At 67.3% G+C, this 3,349-nt stretch carries 3 protein-coding genes; 1 reads left to right on the top strand and 2 read right to left on the bottom strand.

Annotated features, from left to right (window positions below):
- The coding region (gene glnA / locus VFM98_RS14725; RefSeq protein ID WP_325110662.1) for a type I glutamate--ammonia ligase at positions 1-1,230 on the bottom strand (1,230 nt) is incomplete at its 3' end.
- A 372-nt stretch (positions 1,231-1,602) separates the two neighbouring features.
- Here glnA and VFM98_RS14720 point away from each other — a divergent pair.
- Positions 1,603-2,400, top strand: coding sequence for an undecaprenyl-diphosphate phosphatase (locus VFM98_RS14720; protein WP_325110661.1), 798 nt, complete (start codon positions 1,603-1,605; stop codon positions 2,398-2,400).
- Here VFM98_RS14720 and VFM98_RS14715 read toward each other — a convergent pair.
- Positions 2,401-3,349 (bottom strand): AI-2E family transporter (locus VFM98_RS14715; protein ID WP_325110660.1); only part of this gene is annotated, 949 nt, incomplete at its 5' end.

Here is a 3,349-nt window from a genome sequence, read left to right as displayed (position 1 = left end):
CTGCGGAATGTTCTTCTCCTCTTCCGGCGGCAGGTCGTAGAGATCCTTGTCCGACGGCGCGCCCGGGTCGATCTTGTTGAGGATGCCGTCCAGGCCGGCCATCATCAGCGCGGTGAAGGTCAGGTAGCCCGACTGCAGCGGATCGGGGAAACGCACCTCGATGCGGCGACCCTTCGGGCTCGACACGTACGGGATGCGGCAGCTCGCCGAGCGGTTGCGCGCCGAGTAGGCCAGCATCACCGGCGCCTCGAAGCCCGGCACCAGGCGCTTGTAGCTGTTGGTACCGGAGTTGGCGAACGCGTTGATCGCCCTGGCGTGCTTGAAGATGCCGCCGATGTACCACAGCGCGGTCTGGCTCAGGCCGCCGTAGAGATCACCGGCAAACAGGTTCTCGCCGCCCTTGCTGAGCGACTGGTGCACGTGCATGCCGCTGCCGTTGTCGCCGACGATCGGCTTGGGCATGAAGGTGACGGTCTTGCCGTTCTGGTGGGCGACGTTCTTGATCACGTACTTCATGGTGATCAGCTCGTCGGCCTTCTTCACCAGCGTGTTGAAGCGGGTGCCGATCTCGCACTGGCCGGCGTTCGCCACTTCGTGGTGGTGCACTTCCACCACCTGGCCGAGCGACTCGAGCACCTTGCACATGTCCGCGCGCAGGTCGCCCAGCGTGTCCACCGGGCTGACCGGGAAGTAGCCGCCCTTCACGCCCGGGCGATGGCCGGTGTTTTCACCGTCGTACTTGTAGCGCGAGCTCCAGGCCGCCTCCTCGGAGGCGATCTCGTAGAACACCCGGCCCATGTCGTTCTGCCAGCGCACCGAGTCGAAGATGAAGAACTCCGGCTCCGGGCCGAAGAAGGCGGTATCGGCGATGCCGGTGGACTTGAGGAACGCCTCGCCGCGCTTGGCAATCGAGCGCGGGTCGCGACCGTAGGCCTGCATGGTGGACGGCTCGAGCACGTCGCAGTGCAGGATCAGCTGCGGATGCGCGCTGAACGGGTCGAGGTAGGCGCTGTCCGGGTCGGGCATGAGGACCATGTCCGACTCGTTGATGCCCTTCCAGCCGGCGATCGACGAACCGTCGAACATCTTGCCGTCCTCGAAGGTGCTCTCGTCGATGGCATGGACCGGAAAGGTGACGTGGTGCTGCTTGCCCAGCATGTCGACGAAGCGGAAGTCGACGAACTCGACGTCATGCTCCTGGATCAGGTCAAGGACTTTGGCAACGGACATGGATGAACCTCGGATGGGATGGGGCTGCGGGGGTTTAGCAAACGGCGTGCCACAGGGATCGATGGCGGATTGATGCGGTTCAAGGCTTTTGCCGGCGGCGCTTTGCCTCATGCAAAAGCATGATGCGTGACCATATTGCACCAATATTGATCAAAAACACTTCCACCCGCCCCGCAGCATGTCCGCTCGAACCGCTTGCCAGGGACCCTCACGCCGGTGGAGATCGCTCCATCACACGTCCGGCACGGCATCGATGGGTCAGCGCTACCGCCCGCGCCGGGCTCGCCGGCGGCAGGTTTTTGCGCGGCGGCGCCCGTATGCTGTCGCCCCTTGCGGCGGCCAACGGGGCTGCCCGGCATCCAGGCTGTGTCCGTGATCGAACTGCTCCGCGTCATCCTGCTCGGCATCATCGAAGGCATCACCGAGTTCCTGCCCATCTCCAGCACTGGCCACCTGCTGATTGCCGAGAAGCTCGGCCTGGGCGCGCGCTCCGACCTGTTCAACGTCGGTATCCAGGCCGGCGCCATCCTCGCGGTGACGCTGATCTACTGGAAGCGCCTGTGGCAGCTGCTCACCGGCTGGCGCCAGCCCGCCAACCGCGATTACCTGGCCAAGCTGACGGTCGCCTTCCTGATCACCGCGGTGCTGGGGCTGATCGCGGTGAAGCTCGGCTTCAAGCTGCCCGAGACGGTGACGCCGGTGGCCTGGGCGCTGGTGCTGGGCGGCGTGTGGATGCTCGGCGCCGAGCAGCTGGCGGCGCGCCGCGAGCCCAGCACGCAGATCAGCTGGACGGTGGCGATCCTGGTGGGCGTGGCGCAGATGGTGGCGGGCATCTTCCCCGGCACCTCGCGCTCCGCGGCGACAATCTTCACCGCGCTGCTGGCCGGCACCGGCGATCGCCCGGCGGCGACCGAATTCGCCTTCCTGGTGGGCATCCCCACGATGTACGCGGCCACCGGCTACGAGCTGCTCAAGGTGGCGCACCACGGCGGCGGCGCGCACGAGGACTGGAGCGCGCTGGGCGTGGGCTTCGTGGTGTCGGCGCTGGTCGCGTTTGCCGCGGTGAAGTGGCTGCTGGGCTATATCCGCAACCACCGCTACACCGCGTTCGCGATCTACCGCATCGTGCTGGGCGTGGCGTTGCTGGCCTGGATGCCGACCGGCGCCTGACTAGCGCTGCACCATCAGCGCAAACCAGCCCCAGCCGCGCACGCGCTCGGCGATCAGCTTGGCGCTGGTGAGCATGGGCACGGCCAGCAGCGCGCCGGGAATGCCCCACAGGAAGCCCCACAGCAGCAGCCAGATCAGGATCGCCACCGGGCTCACCCGCATGCGTCGGCCCAGGATCATCGGCGTGATCATGTTGCCCTCCACCACCGTGATGCAGGCGAACACCAGCGCCGGCAGCACCGCGTGGGTAACCTCGCGGAAGTTCATCATGCCCACCAGCAGCAGGATGGTGGTGGTGGTGATCGCACCGACGTAGGGGATGAAGTTGGCGATCATCGCGATGCTGCCCCACAGCAGCGGATCGGGCACGTGCAGCAGCCACAGCATGCCGGCCGTGATGGTGCCCAGCGTCATGTTGATCAGCGCGGTGGTGAGGATGTAGTGCGACACCTCGGTCTGGATGCTGCGCACGATGCTCACCGCGTGCCGCTTGTGGCGGAAGTTGGGCACGATCTCCACCAGCCGCCGCAGCAGGTCGTCGCCGTAGATCAGGAAGAAGAACACCAGCAGCGCCACGGTGAGCACCGCCGCCAGCACTTTGGGCGCGGCCGCGAGCACGTCCCAGGCGGTGATCGCCACCGCCGCCTGCCGCGGCGGCTGCACGCGCACCGCGGCCTGGCCGCCGACCAGGCTCTGCGTGGCGCGACTGGCCGCCTCCAGTGGCTGGGTGATGCCCTTGAGCTTGGGCACGAAGTTGCGCAGCGCCGCCGGCGCGTCGTGGAACCAGCCCAGCGCCGGCTGCGCCAGCGCAGTGGCGCCAGCACCGACGCCGCCCATCAGCACCAGCATCAGCACCAGCGCGCTGAGCCAGCGCGGCACCCGCCAGCGCGCCGCGCGCGCCACGATGGGGTTGAGCGCCACACCGAGAAAGGCCGCCAGCACCAGCGGA

This window comes from Ramlibacter sp., from assembly GCF_035706265.1.
Classification (GTDB): domain Bacteria; phylum Pseudomonadota; class Gammaproteobacteria; order Burkholderiales; family Burkholderiaceae_C; genus Ramlibacter.
The sequence above is the reverse complement of the archived record's forward strand: the minus strand, read 5'-3'. Positions and strand labels throughout refer to the sequence as shown.